The sequence below is a fragment of the Bacillus sp. NTK074B genome (assembly GCF_017303375.1).
Classification (GTDB): Bacteria; Bacillota; Bacilli; order Bacillales; family Bacillaceae_B; genus Rossellomorea.
The window spans coordinates 26,595-48,546 of sequence record NZ_JAFKOH010000014.1 but is presented as its reverse complement, the minus strand read 5'-3'; the positions used below and the strand labels follow the sequence as shown (position 1 = coordinate 48,546).

Below are 21,952 nucleotides of genomic sequence, written 5' to 3'. Positions count from 1 at the left end.
ATTGTACAAAATCACAAAAAATGGCACTCCGTTCTTGATTAGTGAATTGCGCGTGCATCGCTCCATTTTTCGCGATGCACCCAAGAAAGTCAATATTACTCCATCTTCATTAGAAGGAATAAATGGAGGTGCCACACATTTCCAAATAGACAGAGTACTGAAGGCAGCATTAGGAGAACACATAGAAAGAACTTCACTATATATTAATGCAGGAAATTTCAAGGAAGAAAACATCCCTGCATTGAATATTACAACGATGGAACCTTCACTAGTCCCAGTAAAAAATGTACTTCTTTGCTATTATTCAAAATTATTCAAAGAAAAAATTGATATGACCGTGGACTACAATGATTCTTGCGGAGTAGCGTCACATATTCATTCATTCCCTACCATTAATTCAGCTTTTTTAGAATTCTTCGAAAGGCAGTCATTCGTCCATAACTGGCTCACTCAATCAGCTGGTAGACTTATAGATAACACCACTATTTCAAGTCCTGGAATAGTAAGCTTGATGAATAAAGCATCGCAGTTCGTTGACGATATTTACTTTTTTGATATTTCTATACATCCTAAAATAAAAGTAATCCTTACCTTGGGATTTGGCGAGAAGTATATGGCAATGGGGCTAAGTGCTGATTGGGTATTGGAGAAGGCCATGATTTCGTCCCTCGAAGAACTCTTCCAATTTTTCGGAACAAGTGCGAATAAACATTTTTTAGGGCCCGAAGATATTATTTTTAAAGGTGAAACTTACGAGGGCAATGCACTAGAAGATTCTCATTTCTATTCAAATTATTTCTTTAAAACCTATACTCCACAGAAGTTAAAAGAAAGTTATGCATACTTATTTAAAAAATCAACACACTCTATTTTTACTAATGAGTCGTACCAAGAAAAGAATTTCATGCGTGATGTTAAACAATTGGCAAAAGAGCTTCAACTGGATATCAATGTAGTCTTTATACCCTCCGTTATAAAAAATATACCAACAAAAATCGTTAAAATACTGGCTACTAACGGCTATCCACATATGTTTACTGAGTTAATTGATCCTTACAACTCCATTCTACCTAAAGTTCTTGGACAGAACGATTTTCCCAATCAAGGAAAGTCTATTCCATTCCCTTAAAAAAGCAGAGAAAGGAACATATAAAAATGATTAAACGCAGTTTTGAGTTCTTTCTACTCTATAACAAAGAAGTTTTCTACAATAAAATCGCTTACCTGTGGACATTACTCATCCCTCTCGGTCTTATGATTATTAACAATCGTTCTTGGATTGCATCCCCACCCTCTATAGAAGAGTATCAAACCACTTTGTTCTTTTATTGGAGTTTTATGATTCTTATAACTGCCACCAGTGGGGTCGGTATCGCTCTACTTATTGTAAGAGATAATGGATTCTTAAAAATGTTTAAATTCATTTCTGGAAGTAAGATGGCTGTCATTTTAGGAAAAATGGAATCTCAATGGTTTTTTATTTTTGTTAACCTATTATTTTTTAATTTGGTGACATCGTTACTATTCCATCAACCCGTTTTTCACACATTAAGCATTGCATTCCTGGTAGCATTGATTGTTCCTCTTCCTGTGTTCTTTTTGTTTCTATGGATTGCATCGTTACCACTGAAATCTGAAACTATTGCTCCCGTCTTTACATTGTTGATATTTCCTATGATTTACGCAGCAGGTTATATCCAAGAAATCTCCAATCCGATTATTTCCTTTTTTGCTTGGCTAAACCCAGCAAGTCTAATTGTTAATACTTCATCGGTAATTGCAGGTTTAGTTTCAAATTTACAGATTAATACACTACCCTTACTATCAAGTCTCACAGGTATATTATTCTGTATTATAATTGGAAACATTTCTTACAAAATGATTGGAATAACCTCAAAATCTGCACGTTAGGAGAGTTTAATTTGAAAATTGATTCCTTGACACACTTATATAAAAAACAAAGTAATCCTGTGTTAGATCACCTATCCATTAATTTTGACCCACATAAGTTAAATGTCATTGTTGGTTTAAACGGTGCTGGTAAAACCACATTGTTAGATATCCTAACAGGAGCATTACATTCAAACCATTATCAGCCTTTTTATAAAGAAGAAGAAATTGTTTATCAGTTACAGGGAACTCCTCTCCCCTCCATCTTAAAAGGGAAGGATATCATACGGTTAATCTTAAAATGTGATTCAACGGCTCCCTTTGACACTATAATGGAAAAGTATTATGCCAACTTGAATCATAGAGAACAAGAGTTAATAAAGCGCTTATGGACGATAAACATGGGAGATATGTCAGTAGGCGAAAGAAGATGGCTTATCATTAGGAGTATTTGTCAATTAAACAGAAAACTATATATCTTTGATGAACCCACGGCAGGTATTGATCCCGACGCTAGAAATAATATCATTAATAGCATCGAAAAGTTAGTCGGCAAAGACAAAATCGTCATAATGTCAACTCATATTCTACATGAATTGGAATTCACTAATTGTAAGATTCACTTCCTTCATAAAGGAAAGATCTTATTTGAAGGCTCTTATCAGGCATTTATCAGTCGCTATCACACTAAGAATCCTGATATCGCTTTCCAAAATTTCATTTTAGAACATGGAGGAGAACAATATGCAAAAAATTTGTCTTCCTAACGGGATTCGATTACTGCTAGATAATGATGCTAACGTGAATTCAGTTTCTATCGGAGTTATGTTGAAATTAGGCAGTAAACATGAATCTCCGGATTTAAACGGCATTGTTCATTTCTTAGAACATATATTATTTAAAAATAAAAAAGATGGCGCTTATTATAATTCATCCATAGAAGAAGTTGGCGGAAGGTTTAATGCTTTTACTGGTAAAGAATTAACATGTTTTCACCTTCAGATATTAAAGGATTATGCAGTAGACGCTCTGAAATCGGTATGTGATATGGTATTTTCCTATAACATTTCAGAAGAAGATTTCGAAAATGAGAAGCAAGTGGTATTACAAGAAATCTACCGATACCAGGATGATTCAATGGAACAAGTAAAAATACAATCTTTAATCAATGCATTAGGATCTTGCTCACACACTCTCGATATTTTAGGATCTGCTCAAAACATATCATCTTTTAGTTTTGACACCGTAAAAGATTTTCACAAGAATAATTACGATCCAGCTAATGCTGTAATTTCTGTTTCAGGGAACTTAGATTCACCTGAAATGTCAGCAATAGTAGATTTTTTGACAAACATACCGCATAAATCTACTACTAATTTATCCGTTCCAAGCACCATTGAATTTAAGGGTGGGTTTGATTATACGCAAAAAAATAATCAGCAGTCCCATTTATCCTTTATTTATCCAGCATTCACAGGCGACATACAAATGAAAGAGTACTATTCATATCTTCTGTTAAACCATTTAATTGGAGGCGGACGAACCTCAAGAATGAATCAGTTTCTAAGAGAAAAACAGGGGTTAGTATATAGTGCCTATTCACAACCAATAGTTTTTGAAGAAATTGGATTACTTCGCTTGGTTGCTTCTACTAGCGATCAAAATTTAGAAAGAGTAATTGAAACTATCTTTAAGATAGTTAACAGTATTAAAGAAGGTGATATAACAGAAGAAGAATTTACACGCAGTAAATTAGCGATAAAAAGCGATCTTGTCTTTTCGAATGAAAACACAGTAAATCGCATGTTTTTCTTTGGCCAAGAGGAGCTTCTAGGAACGTATAAATCCTTTGACATAAAAAATATTCTAGAGTGCATTGATGGCATCTCCATGAAAGACGTAAAAGAAAAAGCGAGTAAAATGCTTTCAGAAAAATGTTCCTTAGCTGTAGTCTCTAGTAGAGAAAATTTGTCAAATCCACTTATTGATATGATACCTACCCCTTCCTCCTAAAACATCAAATCTTTTTGGTATAGGGGTAATTGGATTTTACTTTCGATATACTCCAATTAACAGGGGACCAACGTTGGTTCCCTGTTATCATGCCACATGGAGAATTATTAACATCGATCACCATTTTGTGACTATCCTGAGAATTTTTCGTGTGATTGACTACTTATTAACTTTGAAATATGCACAAATCCATAAATTGACAGTCCCGTGAGTCCCCAATTTAGTATTTGCCTAACTACTATCCCCTCATCGAAAGCATCGACTCCATATTTAACAATCAACACGATTTTAATCGTTGCGATTAAAACATCTCTTAAAGCAAAGCCAAGAGTAATGAGATTAAAAATAATGAATATTTTCTTTTGGTAAAATATCTCTTTGAAAATTTTACGATCTTTTCCTTGCATCTCAATAAAATCAAGAGAAAAATACAAAAAAAGTGGCTTCTTAATTAAGATTGTCACTAAAAAAAAGAATGCTACAGCATAAGAGTAAAGAACATCATTCCATAATAACTGAATGGCAGTGCCGGAAAGAAATCGTATTACGGTATCGATAGTCAAATTAAGTATTATAAACAAACCAAATAAATTTAATTTTTTCACTAAAACAAATCGAATAAAACTGTACGCGATGCCAGGAAGAGAAGATACCAGCATAGTATTATAATCGCCTAGATACTCTCTAAAAACATTCCATATAACAATAGGAAAGATAACATAAAAAAACAGGTCAGAAAGAATAATTTTTTTTCCCATACATTCACACCTTTACTACTAGAAGAATATTAGTCCAAAAATACGCATGTTTAACTTTCTTTTCCATTATACTCCTTCCCCCTTCAAAAATGTCGTTGCAATTTGTAATATAAAATTTCACTTTATTCATTTAGTTTCACGTTTATATTTATTTGCCTATCTTCTCCCCATATCACTTATAGAGACATTAACAGAAGTGTTAGAGCTAACAATGAGCACATCTTTTCTAACGTCAATATAGGATAAATTAACAATAACATATGTATTAACATATAGATTATTTTCAATTTTAATGTTATTTATAATGCAAAATTAATGTATATGCTGTTTTTAATGTAATTTAAAATGACAAATATATAACCATGAACCGAATGTTATTTATATAATCCATCTTTCTTCTAGATCACTTGAAACTTTTCACTTAACCCTTCTTAAAAATTCCACCAGGATCGCCTCCCCATTTATATGTATGTGAATTTGTTTTCAGTTGGAGATTTAGCGCTTGATAAAAAATCCACGAATATAGTTGAATGATGACTATTTTTGGAATGAGTTTAGATTTCCAATTCTTTTGTCGATTTAACCTATAACCGGATACCTTAATAAGAAAAGGAGACTTTGTGAACATGGACGATTCTTCCGTCAATCGGAGCTTAAATGACCAAATCCATATTTTAAGAATGAAGATGGTTTCCATTGGTACTCAAAAAGGGTTCACGGACCCTGAGACCGTTAAGTACAGTGAAGAACTAGACAAACTAATTCTTCTCTTTCAATTAAAGTACAGCAAATAGATCCACTCTTCTTGCTTGAATCGCCTGTCACAAAAAGGAAATGCACCTTTTAACATTCCTTATGGTATTCTATAGATAATGTGGCAAGGGGATATACTCTAATAATGTCTGGAACATTTCAATGCGAAACAGTTATATACAACAATAATAACATATATGTTGTTGTTGAAATATTAACCATTATTGAATCATTATCCCTAGGACAGTTCTATACTGTCCTAGGGATAATGATAGATCCCCGCATTAAACTCTCTAAACTAAAAAAAGCTCACCTTAAGGTGAGCTGTTCATCAAATTTTTTCAATTGATCTGTTCCTCCTCAACGATCCTCCATGGGTCAGAGACACTCACGAATACCTCTCCAGCCACTTCGAAACCATTCCTTTCACGTCCCCTGCTTTTCCCTTCTTATCTTGAAAAATGAGATCAAGCAGTGTGAACCATGAAATTTCCTCATTATACGGATTGTTTTTATTAATGTATCTTAACACCTGCTTCAGCTCCTTCATCCTTCCTTCATCCAGGTGTTGTTGTAACGATACTTTTACAAAGGCATTTAACAAGTTCACATTTCGGATACTGGCATCCAGCAGCAAGGCCGTCGCCTTCGACGGCGTGACATCCAAAGCAGAGGACAGGGTGTAAATGTCTTCATAAGACTCTTGCGTGAATCGGGCTGTGATCCGTTCATTTTTTCCAGATTGATATTTCCGCTGCAACGACTCCCGTCCCCAATCCCCTATATACACGGTACTCATGAACTGATAATCACGCCTGAAATGCTGTGACAGGTGTTCGATGACTTTTCTCGACCTTAACCCCTTTTCACATAAAAGGACCGCCACATCTTTCACAGGCGTGTTCGTAATATAAGACAAGCTATAAATGCAATCTTTCAGATTGCAAGAAATTGTCGGCTTAATGTCGCGTTTTGCATCAGATCTTTTCTTTCTTTTTTTTATCAGTACGCCCTCTTCGCCCATAGACGCTACCCCTCTTTCCCACATTTTTACTTAGGACAGTGTCAAAGTGTCCTAGACTTATTGTTATATATATGGGGCATGGGAGGGAGCTATGTATATTTTTTTGCAACCTTGTCCATACTACTAGTAAGATTCATAGGAAAGGGGAAAGAAACATGCCGATGTCGAAAGAAGAAGCGAAAAAACTTGCCAAAAGAGCCATCGAGCAAAGTAAAAAAAGGGGCATTCCTTTAAACACTAAAAAGAAAAAGCAGGGGTAACGACCTATCTTTATCATTCCGGTAACGGCTTCGGTTCCTGGATAACCATCTTTTTTGAAGCAGATTCTTCCGTTTTAACGGCTAATTTTTGAATATAGGAGTCTGTTAGTTTAAAAGGATAATAACCTAATCGCTCCCGAACCAGATTTTCAAGGACAAAGCATTTCCGCGTGGCCCGTTCATACTCCTTAAAGGTATACTGTTCGGCTTCGGCAAATTCATTGGCTCCCTGTTTCATCGCACGGATAAAGGTACATCTCTGTTTATAAATGGTCGCCCGTTCCTCCCGTGCCCACTTCAACAGAAACAGGAGCTCGACCGTAGACAATCGCATCAGTTCTGGAGTGGATTTCTTGATGTCTGAAAGAGTCGGTTGGGACTCGGGTAGAAACTGTTTTCGCTGTCCATTCTCTTGTATATCTTCATAGGGGATTTTCATTTCACAAAAGGCACAGTAACCAAAATCCAGGTCGGAAGAGCTAACTTCACTCCCACAATAGGGACATTTTTTCATTGTCGACCATCCTTTCCACAAAAGATATTAGTAAGGACTTCTAAATGTGTCGATTACCTTCCATTTCCGATTCCTTTTTTGTCAGACGGCTTTATTATAGGAAATATCAAGACCAAGTTGAACATCTAAAGCAGCCTGAAGGCTGCAACCCATCATTAAGAGATTTAAGTACATAAATATTATAAATTTAATATATATGACAACATATATGTTATCTACGTTGTTTACATTAATTATACTGTATTAAATATTGTCATTACATTGTTAACCCTATAGTTCCATTATCCCTAGGACACTTACGTTCTGTCCTAAGGATATTGACCGTTAAATACTTTCTGAAAACCAAAAGGCAAGCCTTAAAAACATCCTTAAAACAACTTAGATTAAATCTTTTTTTCTTCATCTAGACTATGTGTGAAATCGATGAAGTTCGCAACGTGATCCCGAAATAATTTTTCTCTTCTCGGAGATTCTTCCGCCAATGTGACGATAAAATGAAAGATCTCTTTCCACTGCTCATCGCTTCTCATAATCCTCAAAACGGACTTTTCAAATTCATTCATTCATTTCACCTTCTAATCAATTATTCTCATTTACTCTTAACTTAAATCACCCGTGTTCACGTTGACAATATTATAACAAACCTTTCTGAAGTAAGGAGATATGAACAAACATAGTTAACATTGATATATATGTTATTGTTAACTATGTTTTTGTTTGTATTATCCGATTTCTCTATATGACATTGTAATGAATTGGAACATCAAGCAAAGTAATTCTTCTATAGAATAAGATACTGCTTGCAAAATCTATTGATATTTGGTCTTTTCTAATGCTTTGTTTTTGCCTTCCGTTTTTCCACCTATGTACTTGTGCTGCGGGCAAATCACCCATTTAGGGATTTTTTTCCCCCTTTTGACGTGGAGAATGAACAAGAAGCACAGGCAGATGGTCAAGGGAATAGCACAAAAGGTTTTTTGATGGTGTAACTTGTTTTTATCAAAAAACCTTTTTGCCCCTTGACCGGCTGACGATCCGACTTAGCTTCCAGCAGGTGGAGGGCATGAGCCTGGGAGGCTCGGCCTGCTGGAAGGTTAGTGCGGATTGCGTAATTGTACGATTCGCAGCGCAAAAGGATGGAAAAACACAAAATAAAAAGCAGCCGGATGGCTGCTATCTGATTTGAACTTTGTGTTCTAAAGCTTTTGGATCTTCAGAGTCGTTCACTCGTGAAGAAATGCAATGGAACAAACAGAATGTTGATCTATGGCTTCCTACATGCTTTTCGTAGGGAACCATAGATCTTACAGACTGTTGTTCGCTTGGATTTTAGAGGGAAGCGAGATGCCATAGAATGTTAGGGTGCGCGCTCTTTGCAGCCTTACAGACTATGAGCAGACCCTTTTGTGGGCTCTCCAAAGAGAGGGAAATTACGTTTTTTATTTTATCTAATACCGATAAGGAACTACTAAACGTTATTTTCTTTATCGTACAATTCAGTTGGGACGAAACTCCATTTTCTTTCCTATACTGAAGCCTCTCTTACAAAAAAATTTAGGTTCGACACAATTTTAGGTTTTCATTCCAAAATATGTCGATTTATATACATATACTACTATAGTTATAGTACAATTATCACTGCACACTTCAAAAAAATTACATAATAGAAGGTGTAAAGTTCTTATGGAAGGAGGCTCATAATGAATACATCTACTCCAACTCATTTTAGAGAGGCGTTATTCCTGGAAAATAGGGGCTTTTCAGAAGAGGCAAAGAAACACTTTGATCAATTGATACCCAGCCTCCATTTGTTAGACGCACCCTCCCTGACTGTTGTAAGTCGTTTCTATGATTCAATAAACGAGTTCAAAGTCGTGATGAAATCTGCCAAGTTAGGAATCTCAAAAATAGGTGATATCCGGGAATTGTCGCCCCTTTTTATATACGCATGGGAACAGGTTAGCCAAGACGTTAGTCAACTGGAGTGGTTACTGAAACAACCAGGTTTTGATCATTTGCCAGTGGAAAGATTGATCATTGCGAGGCATCTGTTCACACATGGGAAGGTAGACAAAGCCTATATGCTTTCACTTGAAGTCGCTGAATCCACTGAGCGCGAATTTCGTGAAAATCCAAGTGGGCACGAATTCTACATACATGCGTTGTTAAATCTTATAGAAATAGAGTATTCCTTTAAAAACTTTACTCAGGCAAGATTTCACTTAAGGAAACTAATCTACCTTAATAAGGATCATATGACGAGAATTCAGGATATCGCTTACTGGGCTGCTGTTCTTGATGAAATTGGAAATTTCGTTTTACGTTCAGATTGGAACGATCTCAAACTTGATTTAGCCGGTGATGTCTCAATCATTTGCCAATTTTATTACCAATTATCTCAGAATTCCCTTACTAAGAATTTGGTCGAACAAATAAAAAATAATCCGTTCCAAGATGAGCTATTGGAAACAAAAAGGAATTCTTATCTATTCCTTGTCAAAAAATTAAACAACGAGGTTGGATGGTCTGAAGGGATTGAAAAAGCTCACTCAGAGGCACCTGATGACTTACTTACATCTCTTTTATATTCGGATTATCTCAAAACCAATCGTCTAGAAGATGTAAAAGAATATTGGAAACAGCAATTCCCTAAACACGCCGATCGAACGGAAGCCGTTAAAGCGTATTGGCATAGTTCTAAGAATGTAGATAAAAGTCATGTGAGTTTAGAAGATGTCAGTATTACTTTCTTTGGGGGCGGTGAAAAAATAGGGGGAACGTCTATTTTAATCACCGTGAAAGATAGCCATCTGCTGTTAGACGCAGGTATGCATTTACATGAAGAATCTATTTACCCGGATTATTCTCCATTACATAATCAAAACCTTTCATTAGAAGACATAGATGCTTTACTGATTTCACATGCTCATATGGATCACACAGGAGCTGTGCCATACGTTCACAACCAAAGGAAGGACCTGCCAATATATGCAACGGGGCCGACAGTCAGCCTAATGAAGTTATTGTTAAGGGACACGGTTCGAATAGGAAGAGAAACGTCTTCCGATATTTACAGTGAAGAGGACGTACAAAATGCTTTATTATCCATTAAACCCGTGGAATTCAACAAAACCTTCACTGTGCCTTCCAAAGAAAGCGAATGGAAAATTACCTATTATCCATCTGGCCATATATTAGGTGCTGGTGCGATTCACATTGAGTTTGAAGGGGTTTCTATTTTATTTACAGGTGATTATTCCATCGATGATCAAAAAACGGTAAGGGGATTGTCCCTTCCTGATGATCTTAAAGTAGATGTGTTGATTACCGAATCAACATATGGCTTTCTCCCAACAAACGCTAGTATAGATCGAACCCGTCAAGAAAAATTATTTATCGAATCCATAAACCGCACGATGGATAAAGGCGGGAACATGTTAATTCCAGCTTTTGCGCTAGGGAGGGCACAAGAGATCATCCTCATTCTGAAACACGCCTTTAAAGAAGAGAAGTATCTTCCTTTTAATCTGTACCTGGACGGCAGGGTAACGGATGTATGCAAGGTATATGAAAGATATTTAAAACAAGGCTCATACAGAAACTCTGCATTTCATCAGAATAGCGAAGAATCTCCATTTTTCAGTGGCGGTGTCCAGGCAGCTCAAGAGATATATTCTAATCGCCGTAACAGTGACTTTCAATTTGATGATTTTATAGAAGGCTTCATCTCACAAGGGAATAACTGTATTGTTGCAAGCTCTGGTATGCTCGCAGAAAACAGCGCTTCAGCCCGATATGCAGAACATTTGATTGAAGAAGAGCGTAACGCCGTTTCCTTTACTGGATATATGGATGAAGAAAGTCCTGGGCACCACGTGCTTAAATCCTCTAAAAACGGAGTATCGGATAGGGTCAAAATAAATGGAAAAGAAAAAGAATTGAATGCAAAAATCGAGTCTTTTAGATTGTCAGCCCATGCAAGCCGAGAGCAAATTCTGCAACTCATTTGTGATTTACAGCCAAAACAGGTTTTCCTGATGCACGGAGAACACAATAAGAAATATTCACCAACCCAAACGATTGTTGGCGGAGAAAAAATTTATCCGACATTGATTGATTTGTTGGATGTACTAAAGCCTGAAATTGACGTCATACCCGCTTATAACGGAGAAAAATATTACTTGGATAAGAGAAGCAAGGAGGAACTATGAATACACAAATGCAGGTACTAGAAGCTGTCTTAAAAAAACACGGAAAAAGAGAAAACGAACTATTCTCAAGTCTCGAGAATGTGAAGGAAGATACCTTTAAAAATGAATTAGCACGTTTGAATCTATCAGATTATAAACAACGGGACTCTTTTTATTGGGAATTACAAACAATGGTGGAAGCCTGCGTAGCTGAACAAGGTGGAGCAGATGATAATGAACGGCTGGCTGAAGCCATTGTTGAAGCTTGGAATCAAAAAAAGGATCCCAAAATAGATCAAGCACTAGCACTTAGTTTCCTTTATCTGACGAACCAAAAATTTCCCAACTCCAGAAAAGCATTTGTCAGCGTATGCGATGGTGATATACGTAGTTACAAAGCGTTTAACAACAAACCAAAATTATTTTTGGATTTATTAATTCGATTTTTAATTTGTCTAAATGGAAAGCCTCAGCAACAGATTTTATTTAAACAAGCAGATGAAATAATGACACTTCTGTTTGATGAATCCTCTAACTGGGATTATCGCGAATCTATTAATCGATTAGGATTTAAAGGGGGAAAAGGCCTCATTTTCGGTAAAATCAATGCCTATAAGAAACAAATTGGCCTGGAGAACCTTGTTTATGCAGAGGGAATGAGCTCAATCTTAAAAGACGTGATAAGTGATAGTGAAGAATCAGAGGTTTTAACCTGGATAAGAGAGAAGCTAACTTCTTCAAGAGATGTTATTCAGAAACAGGATACAGAAGATGAATTCCATGTAGATGACCTTCTAGGTGAACATATTCCCGGAGTGCACACACCGAAGTTTCAGACAGCCGGAAAAGAAGAAGCTTCAATTCAATCGGTTGAGATGGAAGAAAAGTCCATAATCCCCGAAAGTGCTGAGCCGCAATCGAAGGAACCTTTAGTGAATGAGCCAATAGGCAATGATGAGACTCAAAATAATAGTCTCAGCCATTTGGTTCAACCTGAGATAAATTCTACTCAAACGGAAGCAGATAGTAATATTACAGCCATGTTGGAACATGCACTTGAATCTGTGCAAACCGTTTTAAACCAAGCTTTAGCAGTTTCTAAACAAGAAGTGAAGAAGCCGATTCAAGCCGAACAAAACAAATTGCAGATTGCAGAAGATGAAATTGACCGATTAAAAGTAATGCTCGAAAAGGAAAAAGAAAAAGTTTCTTTAGCCGAGGAAAAAGCATATGTGAAAATCCTTAATGCCATAGGTGGGGAAAACGCCAACTATCTTTTGTCTGATTTATTTGAAGAAAGTCAAGGACATGCTCCCTCCAACCCTCATATAAGTGCAGGTAGACTCATCAATCTTTTTTCCAGTTTGAGCCTGGCGATTGGTCTAGAAGAGCATAGTAACGGTTATGAAATCGGTAGCACTTTTTCAATACACAAGGATCAACTTATTAAAAACTTCCGGATAGACGGGCCACTTTTAAGCTCAGATGAAGTCATTACGGTGAAATTATTAAAGTATGGATGGTCCATTAACGGACAGGTTGTCGTACAACCTCTTGTAACAGAAATAAAGGAGGAAAAAAAAGATGAATAAAAGATATATAGGCATTGACCTTGGAACGACGAATTCTACGGTGAGTGTGGCAAACCTAACGGTACGTGGCGACGTGGAAGCACAAGTATTGGATGTAGCGCAAGTGGATGAAGGCGGAAACTCTATTGTACAGTATCCATCTCTTCCATCCGTCCTTTATATAGACGATCAAGGGCACCCTTATGTTGGCCGTTTTGCCAAGCGTATGAACGGGGTGTATCCAAACAGGGTGATCAAAGAGGCGAAGCGTCACATCGGAGAAGATGTTTCATGGGATATCGACAGTGAAAATGTACGGCCTGAAATGGTATCTTCGTATGTTCTAAAGATATTAAAGGCTCAAGCTGAGGAATACTACGGCGGGGAAAAGATTGACGACGTGGTAATCACCATCCCTGCCAATTTTAACTTTCAACAACAACAGGCTACCAAAGCTGCTGGGGTCCTTAGTGGATTCGATAAAGACGGAATTCATATGATTCCCGAGCCAACAGCTGCGCTTATAGATTTTCTTAATGAAGAGAAAAAGTTGGATCCTACAGCGCGTCGGTTAAAGCTTGAAGGCGGTAAAAAGAATTTAATGGTTTTTGACCTCGGTGGAGGAACCTGCGACGTTTCTATTTTACAAGTAGGTGAAACTGAAAATGGCGGAATCGATATTCAGGAGCTATCCATCTCTCAATATACTGAGCTGGGTGGAATGGATTTTGATAGAAAAGTTGTAAATGAATTGATGAAGAAATTACTGAAGAGTGTCGGGATGAACTTCAAGCAATTAAAGGAAAAATACGATAAGAAGGATATTCTACGCCTGTGGGAGAACTTACTGGATTTCGCCGAAAAAGCGAAGATGAGTTTCAGTGCAAAGATTGAAAATCAACTTCGTACACAACAACTTGATTACTTCGAACATAAAGAGAGGTTTGATAACCTTTCCTATCGTGAAATGCTTTCATCCCAATTGCCAACGGATTTAGTGACTACATTATCCATTACCAAAAAAGAATACGACACGATCATTGAAGATTTACTATTCAGTGAGAAAAGCAAGCAGGGAAAAAACATTGAAGAACCGATATTAAATGCCCTGGAACATGCAAAGATCGGTCAGATGTCATTAAAAGATATTGATGGCGTATTTTTGGTAGGTGGGATGACGTATTATCACACCGTCCAAGAACGAATTTACGATATTTTCAACCGTCGAATTAAGCCAATTAAGTCGATCAATCCCATGTTTGCAGTTAGCCGAGGTGCTTCAGTGTATCACCATCAAATTGATCGTATTAACTTCAGGTCAAGTGATCACATTTCTGTTTCGGATACTGAAATTTCAAGTCAGGAGGTTGTGTTCACGAACACCATCCCAAATAACGTCTACATAGATGTGATTGGAGCAGATCCTGTAGCACTACTTGAAAAGGGGACAAAATTACCTTTCGAGCGCATTATTGAAGATCGTTTCATTGTCACAGGACCAAAGGGATCTAAGACGGTTAATGCAATGCAGCTGGAATTGTTCACTGCGACGTCAGCTAAGTCGATTCATACGAAACAATTAAAATCAGCCACTGTTAACTTTAAAAATCCTGTTCCGGTCAATTCAAAATTGGTATTGAAAGTAGACTGTAACAACGAACGTGAGGTATCCATCAAAGCTTGGCTAGAGTCAGATGAAACACAAATGATTGATGTAAACATAGGCTCCCACGAATTCACAGCTGAAGAAATTGAAAGCTTAAAAGAAAAGCAAGCAAATATCAATAAAATCAAACAAATTTAGGGGGCTGAAAGCATGTCAGTACAAGATCGAATGTCGGCAAGTATCCTGCAAAAACTAACAGAAATGAAAAAAGAACTTCCAAAAAGCGAATTGTTATATGAGAAGGACGTTTTTAGTAAAGAAGATGAGGAGCAAATTCAAGAAGAATTGCTGAGACAGGCGGAAAAAGAAGAGGAGAGTGATGGAATAGATGATGACTTTTTTTCGTCGTTATCCGGGCCATCACAAGAAGATGGAAACGAGAAATTAGTAGAAGTCGTTTACCTTGGACGAATAGGCTATGTGGACATTTCATTTGAGAACTTAGACCAAGACATGGATGAACGAGAATACAGGGAGATTTTGAAAGCATTGGAGGTGATGGCATACAACGAGGATGTTCAAATGCGAAGAGACGCTTCAAAAGAAGTAGAAAAGTTTGGAGAAAAGGCGATTACAGTTATCTTTAGAGAATGTCGTAAATTCGACATTTCAGATGAACCACGAAAAAATGAACTTGTTCATTTATTAAGTCGCCTGACAGCAAGAAGTTATAAGGGCCGCAAAATCTTGAAAGCTGTTTTGGAGAAAGCCAACAGTTCACAGCACATTGCGCTATCCATTATGGGAGCTGGGGCCGTTCGAGAAAGCGAGGCGGTACCTTCCATACTGAAACACATGGTAACACCTGATTTCTTTTCAATAGGGATGGAATCTCTGCTGAAAATTCGGGATATTAATAGCGTTGATCCTCTTATTCAATTAATCATGAATTTAGACGGGAAGCGTAATGATCTTATCGACCAAGCTATCCATCTAGCTCCTCGTTTTGCAGATTTTGGTCCAGAAGCAGTCAAGCCCGTTTTTAACGCATATGTAAATAATCAAAAGAAATCGGTCCGTCCTATTTTGACTAGGGCCCTACGTTCTTTTAAGGAAGATGCAATACCGGTACTTTCTGAGGTCTTAAAAACAGAAACCGATGATATGAAACTCACCCCTATATGTATTACTCTTGGTGCGTTGAAAATGCCATTCTCCAAAAACTTACTGGTTGAAGCATTTAAAAAGTATCCGGCTAAAAGAGTAAGCATCATCCGGGGGCTCAGTCACACAAGAGACCTTGCAGTCCTACCGGTATTGATAAAAGAATTACAGACAACACCTGATATCAGGATGAAACAAGAATGTCTAAGAGCTTTGTCCTATCTCTCAGATGCTGACAAGAGCTTGATTCCCATTGTAAAGCCCTATTTGAATGAAAAGAGAAACCGACTTTATTTAGATGCCCTTAACTGCTTGGTACGCTTAGGAGACCAGGAAGCATTTGATAAATTTGTAGATATTTTGATTCACGGGGAAGAAGGGGAGCAATATGTTCTCCAAAAGCATTTACCTACAATGTCATTCACATTGATTGTCAAAATGGCTGAAAAAATGCTTACATGTCCGGATGATAAGGCCATCCTTCTTGTATCAGCTTTACAAAACGCGAATATGCTCCCTAGAGAGGTTGGACCGATCCTACAGAAAAAACTGAACCAAAATCCAATCCCTGCATTAAAGTTGGAAATCTATCGACTGATCGGAAAACACGTAAATAAAAAACGTGAGGTCTTATCGCAAGATGTTCTTTACCAAGCCAAGCAGGAGGAAACGAATCCTCGCGTGGTAAGGGAACTTGATCAAATAATTGATAACATGAGAAAAGAAAAGGGACGAATTTCAACAATCCGGGAGTCAGTATAGGGGGAATGTCAGGTGGCTGGTAAAACAAGAAAAAGAAATGGAAGTAAACCAAAACGATTTCCTTACATTGAAGTAGAAGGAGTAGAGAGCCGTTATTTAGATGCTGCTTTAATGCATAGTTGCGAAAGTGACGGAGCACTTGAATACTCTTTATCTGACGAGACTAAGTTGCTTAAAAAATCGGGGATCACTACCCAATCCCTCAAGATGAAACAATATACGCAAAAAGAGTTGATTGCATTGGTCTCCCCCCACTTATTAGAAAGCTATGATTATTATAATTTTTTGGCAAATATGTGGGAAAACATCCTGAATAAAACGATTAATTATTACTTTGATGATGATTATGTGGACTTCACATTGGAAGACTGGCAGAAGGAAATTGAGGAACTAGTGAAAGATGAGGACATGCCCATATTTGCTGCTATCAACACCCTTAGATTCTACAAAAATGGAGAATTGAAGGAATTAATCAAACCCCTGCTGAATGAGCCGAATCATGTTATACATTTCTATCGCGAAACGGGGATCAAAATGGAAGAATTTGATATTAATTGGGATGAAATCAATGAGCCTGCACTTGAGGAAGCATTCACATTGGAAGAAGAACTGGAGGAAAAGGCATTGGGTAACCGTTCACCAGAAGATACCCTTAAGATGGCAGCCAAGATGATATTAAGTGTCTCTAGCCATGTTTCAGGCTTAGAAGAGGTAGAAGAATTTAAAGAGATGTATGAGGTTGAAAAAGAACAAGTCGTAAATCTACAACGACAAGTAGACGAGCTGACCGCAACCCTGAAATCACGAGATTCAAAAATAAAATCGTTATCAAAAGACAACCGAGCACTGGCGAAGTCAGTGGATTCACAAAATGCGAAGCTTGACCTTCAACAAAAAGAAGTGGGCCGCCTGGGTGGTCTGTTAGGGGAAGTCCGAAAAGAAAAAGAGGAGATCGAGCAAGAAAATTCTATTTTAAATCGAAAAGTCAAGACGTTAGAAAAAGATACAGCTTCCATCACTCAAAAAGTAACCAAAGAACTCACAAAAGAGTTCAATAAAAAATCTCTTCATATACAAGATACTCATGAGGAGAATACAAGATTTCTAGAAAATCAAATCCAAGAATTGCAGCGTATTCTTGAGCAAGAGCGCTCTAGTAGCAATGAACTGTCCTCACAACTCGAGAAGACAAAGGAAGCTTTGAATAGTAGAGAGGCTGACTTGGCCATCGTTGAAAGCGAACGGAATGAATTATTTGAGAAATTGAACAGCATGCCAGTTAATCGTGATAACGGTAAAAGCCGTTCTAATAAAGAGGACGACTTATTATTCGGCTTTGATGAACAGGATATTGAGGACTTTGTTGAATTCGATAACAAACCAACACGAAATTAACCTTCATTCACTCAATGATCTTTTTGGAGAAGGGGAGAACGGGGACTCCTCCCCCTCTCCATTTCTTCACTTTGATAATTTATTAATTGAAACAAGGGGAGAGTGTAAAACATGGTCATATTCAGAGGTCTTGCTAAAACAACCAATGTACTGGTAGGAGGGGCGGCTAAAACGGGAGTCACTCTCATTAGTAAAGCTGTCTCATCTAAACACGAGAATGCAGGTAAGTATGTAGGGGATTTAGGATTCAGTATCATCAATGCTTCAAAAAGAACTCTTGAAAGTGGTGGACAGTTCACGGATGGTGCCATTAGAGCTGGCTATGGACTCGTAAAAAAAGACGAACACTCAAAGCAACAAGGATGGCATGACATAAAGGATTCTACAGGACGGACAGTAAAGGGGATTGGCTCTAGTATTAAGTATACCGTGAAGAGTACCGGAATGGCCTACAGTGGGTTCAGAAGCCATAATAAAGAGCAAATGATGGAGGGTTTGAAAAATCTAGGGAAAGTGGCTGCGGTGACCACCTTCGCAGTAGGGATCGTCGATCTGGTAGATGGAGTTGATATTGCTGAGGCAGATGGAATTGAAACAAGGAATGACCACTTGAACGGATTCGAACACGCTGATACCCATGTACCTTTTGAAGCGAAGGTAATTGAACTTCCTAACGGTGAAGTGGTGGAGGGTACCTTTCCTGTATTTGAATCTGATTTTAGTGTGATGTTGGCTGAAGACGTATATTTAGCAGATGATTACACTCATTTCGGTATAGCGAATGATACATTGTATCAATCGATCCTACAAGATCCAAGTCTAGTTGATAAACTTGGTCTGAATGCAAATGATGTAGAAGCCCTCTCGCACAATAAAACCCCAGAGGGATATGTTTGGCACCATTCCGAGGAATTAGGAGTTCTTCAACTTGTAAATGAAGATGTTCACCAGGATACGGGTCACACAGGTGGACGAACACTTTGGGGGGGTGGGAGCGAGTATCGATAGAAGTTTGTTTGACCTCACATCAAAAACACCCCCAAAATCAGGTTAAATATTTAATCAATCAAAGAGACAACATTAACAATAATACATTTGTCATTGTTAATGTTGTCTTATATATAAATACTATTTTCTTCGATATAATACAGAGCCTTCTTCAAACACTTAATTATTGTTCTACCGTTTTAAAAGTATGACCTTTATAAAGATAAGAACCATTCATGTTTGATTCTACTTCAGGCAAACACTTCATGCAGTAGTAATTCAAATAATGATTGTTTCCCCAACGCACTTCAAAACCATTCGGGAAATTTTTGCCGCAATAATGACAAAGCAATGTATCACCTTCTACCTTTATAGTGTAATCAATTTATCTTTCCTGTTTCCCACTCTTCGTCTCTTAGCATAGGAATCGAAAACTGCCCTTCCATTTCCGTCATTAGACGGGATAATTTCGTTGTCTTCATCTGCTACGACTCATCCGAAAACATAATCTCTTCATATCGTTTGTTGATGTCAGAGAGCGTCACTGTAAATCCTCCGTTCCGTTCCAAATTCCCCTTAGCATTATACGTGGTTACTACTATTGTGCCTGACCCACTCGAATCTTCTCCTGTTCTTCGTAGTTCTGTACGGTCTCCTTGGACCAATACTTGATCCCACCTACGACTAGATCAGGCTGTGGGACCTTCCCTCGTTCCAAATATAGATTTAACTTCTGACGATCATACCGAAGCCCTTGTTCGCTTAAGTAGTCGGCAAACTGACTCATGCTTTTATAATCCGCACCCTCTCGAATCAAGGAATACGTTGGTTTCTGAATCAAATACGTATCCTTCTGAAAGTATTCCGTGATCAATTCTAAGGCAAATTCCAGCCACTCGTTATCAAGGTGACGATACAGCAAACCAATATCAAACGTTTCATTGTCGGGATCTTCAAAAAACCACGCCAGCTGTAAAAATGTTGCTTGAACCTCATCCATTCCCGTCAACGCTTCATGGGCTTGCTTCCTATTTTCATAAGTGTGCATTTCATCATTAAACGTAGGGAATGTCTCAAGTATTCGACGAGTTGCGTTTTTCATGATTCACCCTCCTGTATACTTTGTATACACACCATATCACACTTTGTATACATAGTATACCTGAATGACTTCCAAAAGAAGAAAATCCCCTTTTATTTCAGACCAAAAAAATATTATTGAAAACATCATTAACCATGACATATATGTTATGGTTAATGATGTTTTATAAATTTTCTATAAATGTAAGTCTATATACAAAGAGAGGGGCCTTAGAAATCTCTTCAAAAAAAGGGAGGAAGCCCCCCTTTCCTTTATAAGTGACCTTTTTCTTTCATGCTGTAGAATTCAGCGCTCGCATTGACAATGACGTGATCCAGAACGTCTATGCCTAAGATCCTCCCACACTCAACCAGTCTCCTGGTTACATCGATGTCTTCCCTTGAGGGAGTCACGTCTTGGCTCGGATGTTGATGGCTGACAATGATGGAAGCACTATTGTTTAAAATCGCAGACTTGAACACCTCTCTTGGCATCACGATGCTGGCATTCAGTCCTCCCACATGGCAGCGATGCACCGCCACGATGCGGTTTTTCGTATTGAGACACATCACAAATAGTACCTCCCGGTCATCATCACCGATAAAGTGCGCCGCGACATAAGCCGCATCCTGTGGCGATCGCACCACAAATGTGTCTGTAGCTTCCACTTCCTTGATGACTTGTTTGATGCTTACCACTTCATATACTTTTTCCATTGTTCATCTCTCCTTTCGTTTGAAAGAACCAGAACAATTCGCGCAAACTGGGGGAAGGGCGCGCTCACGAAGAAGCGCGCTTGCCAGCCAGGGGTAGCCAAATCCCATGCTTGACGGGATTTGGCGTTAGAAATCGAGGGAAGCCCAATGACTTAGGGACCGTTAGAAAGGGCCCTTTCCTTTCTTATGGTCCCTTAGCCGACTTGGCTTGACCGATTTCTTTCCCCTGGCGCCCGCCCTTCCCCCTGTCATAAGCGAAGTTGTTACACTGAAGAGAACGAAGGAAGGAGAAGAACACTTCACCCCCTGGCGTCTAAAAAGACCCGAAAGGGGCAGACGCCTGACGACAAGGGCTCGATGCCCGAAGTCGTTACTCGAATGCGATTTTTTCCCCTCTGCACAAGCAGGGGGAGAAAAAGAGCAAACTGGATCGATGCGTAAGCGAGATGCAGTCAATTTTATGGGGGTTCGATGCCCCCATAAAACCGTCCGTTTCTTTCAGAAGCCCTTCAGATAAGGGGATTTCCCTGAAGAAATCGACAGATGAAGGGCGTATGGCATGCAGGCGTAGCCAAAAGCCATCGTCTTGCGAAGGTTCGATGCCTGAAGCAAGGCGACGTTTCTCTAGGAGAAACAGACGATTTCAACAAAATGGAAAATGATTAAAAATTACATAGGAAGTTTAATAAGAATGTCGAATTTAACTTTATAAATGGAATCTCAAAATGAGGGAGTGGAAGAAAAGTGGTAAAATTAATAACAGTGAAAAAAGCAGAGGAAGAAATTACTCGCCTGCAGGAATATATTGACCTCGTGGAATCTTACGAAGTGAACTCACTGGATTCGTGGATCATTAAAGAATATGCGACTACCAATAGCATGAAAGAAATCATTAAAAAGGGAACTGCAGCAGGTATGATTCAACAAAACGGCGAGCCTGTCGATCATTCGTATGTGGTGTCTGTGATTAATGGGAAAGCTTCGGACAAACTTCATCGTTTGATAAAGTCTGGTTATAGGTTAAGGATAAAACCAAGTCAAAAAGCACCTAAGAAATAACTTTCATCATATTAACTTTCATTTTCAATGTTTCAGTTGAAAAGTAATACGATAATTTTTATTTTTACAAAAAGTCGTTTATTAAGTTGGGTGTTTAATAAAAATGCCCATCTTTTTTCAACCTTTCAACCAAGAAAAATCTGATTAGCCTATCACATGTGGAAACAACCGTAGTGAAACAACATGAAATGAATAACAATAATTATAAT

18 protein-coding genes are annotated in these 21,952 nt (G+C 38.0%); 12 read left to right on the top strand and 6 right to left on the bottom strand.

The window, feature by feature from the left end; genetic code table 11:
* The first annotated feature begins 1 nt into the window (after position 1).
* The 4 genes from JI667_RS18975 to JI667_RS18960 are packed head-to-tail and all read left to right on the top strand — an operon-like array spanning position 2 to position 3,903.
* Positions 2–1,129: a YcaO-like family protein gene (locus JI667_RS18975; RefSeq protein ID WP_206857861.1), complete on the top strand. Its 1,128-nt coding sequence runs from the start codon at positions 2–4 to the stop codon at positions 1,127–1,129.
* 26 nt (positions 1,130–1,155) lie between these two features.
* Positions 1,156–1,911, top strand: a complete 756-nt coding sequence (locus JI667_RS18970) for a hypothetical protein (RefSeq protein WP_206857860.1) — start codon at positions 1,156–1,158, stop codon at positions 1,909–1,911.
* Positions 1,912–1,922: 11 nt separating this feature from the next.
* Complete coding sequence (locus JI667_RS18965) at positions 1,923–2,657, top strand: ATP-binding cassette domain-containing protein (RefSeq protein ID WP_206857859.1); 735 nt, start codon at positions 1,923–1,925, stop codon at positions 2,655–2,657.
* Complete coding sequence (locus JI667_RS18960; protein WP_206857858.1) at positions 2,635–3,903, top strand: M16 family metallopeptidase; 1,269 nt, start codon at positions 2,635–2,637, stop codon at positions 3,901–3,903. The genes JI667_RS18965 and JI667_RS18960 overlap by 23 nt, the downstream gene beginning before the upstream one ends.
* A gap of 131 nt (positions 3,904–4,034) precedes the next feature.
* Here JI667_RS18960 and JI667_RS18955 read toward each other — a convergent pair whose 3' ends face one another.
* Positions 4,035–4,661 (bottom strand): VC0807 family protein, encoded by a 627-nt coding sequence (locus tag JI667_RS18955; RefSeq protein ID WP_206857857.1) that lies wholly within the window; start codon positions 4,659–4,661, stop codon positions 4,035–4,037.
* A 626-nt stretch (positions 4,662–5,287) separates the two neighbouring features.
* Between JI667_RS18955 and JI667_RS18950 the strand changes: the two genes are divergently transcribed.
* Positions 5,288–5,455: an aspartyl-phosphate phosphatase Spo0E family protein gene (locus JI667_RS18950; protein ID WP_206857855.1), complete on the top strand. Its 168-nt coding sequence runs from the start codon at positions 5,288–5,290 to the stop codon at positions 5,453–5,455.
* Positions 5,456–5,802: 347 nt separating this feature from the next.
* Here the strand turns inward: JI667_RS18950 and JI667_RS18945 are convergent, their stop codons facing one another.
* The 3 genes from JI667_RS18945 to JI667_RS18935 all read right to left on the bottom strand — a co-directional run bounded on the left by JI667_RS18945 (position 5,803) and on the right by JI667_RS18935 (position 7,775).
* On the bottom strand, positions 5,803–6,438 hold the full coding sequence (locus JI667_RS18945; protein ID WP_206857854.1) for a hypothetical protein: 636 nt from the start codon (positions 6,436–6,438) through the stop codon (positions 5,803–5,805).
* Between the two features lie 273 nt (positions 6,439–6,711).
* Positions 6,712–7,212 (bottom strand): hypothetical protein, encoded by a 501-nt coding sequence (locus JI667_RS18940; protein ID WP_206857853.1) that lies wholly within the window; start codon positions 7,210–7,212, stop codon positions 6,712–6,714.
* 383 nt (positions 7,213–7,595) lie between these two features.
* Positions 7,596–7,775 (bottom strand): hypothetical protein, encoded by a 180-nt coding sequence (locus JI667_RS18935; RefSeq protein ID WP_206857852.1) that lies wholly within the window; start codon positions 7,773–7,775, stop codon positions 7,596–7,598.
* A gap of 1,137 nt (positions 7,776–8,912) precedes the next feature.
* On the opposite strand from JI667_RS18935, the gene JI667_RS18930 reads away from it, so the two are divergent.
* The 6 genes from JI667_RS18930 (at position 8,913) to JI667_RS18905 (ending at position 18,908) form a co-directional block, all read left to right on the top strand.
* Complete coding sequence (locus JI667_RS18930; protein WP_206857851.1) at positions 8,913–11,423, top strand: MBL fold metallo-hydrolase; 2,511 nt, start codon at positions 8,913–8,915, stop codon at positions 11,421–11,423.
* Positions 11,420–12,994: a hypothetical protein gene (locus tag JI667_RS18925; RefSeq protein WP_206857850.1), complete on the top strand. Its 1,575-nt coding sequence runs from the start codon at positions 11,420–11,422 to the stop codon at positions 12,992–12,994. The genes JI667_RS18930 and JI667_RS18925 overlap by 4 nt, the downstream gene beginning before the upstream one ends.
* Positions 12,987–14,777: an Hsp70 family protein gene (locus JI667_RS18920; protein ID WP_206857849.1), complete on the top strand. Its 1,791-nt coding sequence runs from the start codon at positions 12,987–12,989 to the stop codon at positions 14,775–14,777. Before JI667_RS18925 ends, JI667_RS18920 begins: the two co-directional genes overlap by 8 nt.
* 63 nt (positions 14,778–14,840) lie before the next feature.
* Complete coding sequence (locus JI667_RS18915; protein ID WP_206857847.1) at positions 14,841–16,505, top strand: HEAT repeat domain-containing protein; 1,665 nt, start codon at positions 14,841–14,843, stop codon at positions 16,503–16,505.
* A 12-nt stretch (positions 16,506–16,517) separates the two neighbouring features.
* Positions 16,518–17,900, top strand: a complete 1,383-nt coding sequence (locus JI667_RS18910) for a hypothetical protein (RefSeq protein ID WP_206857845.1) — start codon at positions 16,518–16,520, stop codon at positions 17,898–17,900.
* Between the two features lie 111 nt (positions 17,901–18,011).
* Positions 18,012–18,908 (top strand): HNH endonuclease, encoded by an 897-nt coding sequence (locus tag JI667_RS18905; RefSeq protein WP_206857844.1) that lies wholly within the window; start codon positions 18,012–18,014, stop codon positions 18,906–18,908.
* Positions 18,909–19,485: 577 nt separating this feature from the next.
* Here JI667_RS18905 and JI667_RS18900 read toward each other — a convergent pair.
* Both JI667_RS18900 and JI667_RS18895 read right to left on the bottom strand, forming a co-directional pair.
* Positions 19,486–19,989, bottom strand: coding sequence for a hypothetical protein (locus JI667_RS18900; protein ID WP_206857843.1), 504 nt, complete (start codon positions 19,987–19,989; stop codon positions 19,486–19,488).
* Positions 19,990–20,240: 251 nt separating this feature from the next.
* The gene (locus tag JI667_RS18895; RefSeq protein WP_206857841.1) at positions 20,241–20,684 is read right to left on the bottom strand and encodes a JAB domain-containing protein; all 444 of its coding nucleotides are present in this window, start codon (positions 20,682–20,684) and stop codon (positions 20,241–20,243) included.
* A 744-nt stretch (positions 20,685–21,428) separates the two neighbouring features.
* Between JI667_RS18895 and JI667_RS18890 the strand changes: the two genes are divergently transcribed.
* Entirely contained in the window at positions 21,429–21,743 is a 315-nt protein-coding gene (locus tag JI667_RS18890; RefSeq protein ID WP_061810470.1) for a hypothetical protein, read from the top strand.
* Positions 21,744–21,952: the final 209 nt, after the last annotated feature.

What these genes read in the sequence shown, in the direction of transcription:
- JI667_RS18940 (WP_206857853.1), bottom strand. Translation starts at nt 7,212, where the DNA reads ATGAAAAAATGTCCCTATTGTGGGAGTGAAGTTAGCTCTTCCGACCTG.
- JI667_RS18960 (WP_206857858.1), top strand. Translation starts at nt 2,635, where the DNA reads ATGCAAAAAATTTGTCTTCCTAACGGGATTCGATTACTGCTAGATAAT.
- JI667_RS18900 (WP_206857843.1), bottom strand. Translation starts at nt 19,989, where the DNA reads ATGAAAAACGCAACTCGTCGAATACTTGAGACATTCCCTACGTTTAAT.
- JI667_RS18925 (WP_206857850.1), top strand. Translation starts at nt 11,420, where the DNA reads ATGAATACACAAATGCAGGTACTAGAAGCTGTCTTAAAAAAACACGGA.
- JI667_RS18970 (WP_206857860.1), top strand. Translation starts at nt 1,156, where the DNA reads ATGATTAAACGCAGTTTTGAGTTCTTTCTACTCTATAACAAAGAAGTT.
- JI667_RS18905 (WP_206857844.1), top strand. Translation starts at nt 18,012, where the DNA reads ATGGTCATATTCAGAGGTCTTGCTAAAACAACCAATGTACTGGTAGGA.
- JI667_RS18895 (WP_206857841.1), bottom strand. Translation starts at nt 20,684, where the DNA reads ATGGAAAAAGTATATGAAGTGGTAAGCATCAAACAAGTCATCAAGGAA.
- JI667_RS18945 (WP_206857854.1), bottom strand. Translation starts at nt 6,438, where the DNA reads ATGGGCGAAGAGGGCGTACTGATAAAAAAAAGAAAGAAAAGATCTGAT.
- JI667_RS18920 (WP_206857849.1), top strand. Translation starts at nt 12,987, where the DNA reads ATGAATAAAAGATATATAGGCATTGACCTTGGAACGACGAATTCTACG.
- JI667_RS18935 (WP_206857852.1), bottom strand. Translation starts at nt 7,775, where the DNA reads ATGAATGAATTTGAAAAGTCCGTTTTGAGGATTATGAGAAGCGATGAG.
- JI667_RS18955 (WP_206857857.1), bottom strand. Translation starts at nt 4,661, where the DNA reads ATGGGAAAAAAAATTATTCTTTCTGACCTGTTTTTTTATGTTATCTTT.
- JI667_RS18930 (WP_206857851.1), top strand. Translation starts at nt 8,913, where the DNA reads ATGAATACATCTACTCCAACTCATTTTAGAGAGGCGTTATTCCTGGAA.
- JI667_RS18950 (WP_206857855.1), top strand. Translation starts at nt 5,288, where the DNA reads ATGGACGATTCTTCCGTCAATCGGAGCTTAAATGACCAAATCCATATT.
- JI667_RS18915 (WP_206857847.1), top strand. Translation starts at nt 14,841, where the DNA reads ATGAAAAAAGAACTTCCAAAAAGCGAATTGTTATATGAGAAGGACGTT.